General features: G+C 80.0%; 1 protein-coding gene. It reads left to right on the top strand.

The annotated features are described in order from the left end of the window. A partial coding sequence (locus CA984_RS44280; RefSeq protein ID WP_242676525.1) for a PfkB family carbohydrate kinase occupies positions 1–630 on the top strand: 630 nt, incomplete at both ends.

Genomic DNA, 630 nt, shown 5'->3' on the forward strand with positions numbered 1-630 from the left:
CGTCACCGGCCTGTCCGGCGGCCCGAACGGCCGCGCCGTCGAAGCCGACCTCGCGGCGGCGGGCCTGCCCGCCGCCCTCACCCCGATCGCCGCCGAGTCACGCGCCACCCTGGCCGTCAGCGACCTGGGCCCCGCCCCGTCCGGTACGGCCGCGCGGCGCACGGCGCTGTTCAACGAGCCCGGACCGATGGTGACGGGCGAGGAGCTCGGGCGCTTCCTGCGGGACTACGAGACGCGGCTCGGACGGGCCGGGGCGGTCGTGATCTCCGGCAGCCTCCCCCGCGGGGTGCCCGCCGCCTTCTACGCCGAGCTCGCGACCCTGGCCCGGCGGCGGGGCGTCCCGGCGATCGTGGACGCCGACGGCGAGCCTCTCAGGCACGCCCCCGCCGGCCGTCCCTCGATCGTCAAGCCCAACGCCGAGGAGCTCGCCCGCGCCCTGGCCGCGCAGGAGGACGGTCCGCGCGCCCCCGGGGAGAACCCCGCCGGCCCGCGAGGGCACGGCGAGACCTTCGCGGGAGCCGAGGCGCTCCGGCGGGGCGGGGCCGAGGCGGTCGTGGTCTCCCTCGGCGCCGGCGGGCTGCTGGCCGTGACGCCCGAGGGGGCCTGGCGGGCCGCCATGCCGTACCGGGT

Source organism: Streptosporangium minutum (assembly GCF_002149035.1).
GTDB lineage: Bacteria > Actinomycetota > Actinomycetes > Streptosporangiales > Streptosporangiaceae > Streptosporangium > Streptosporangium minutum.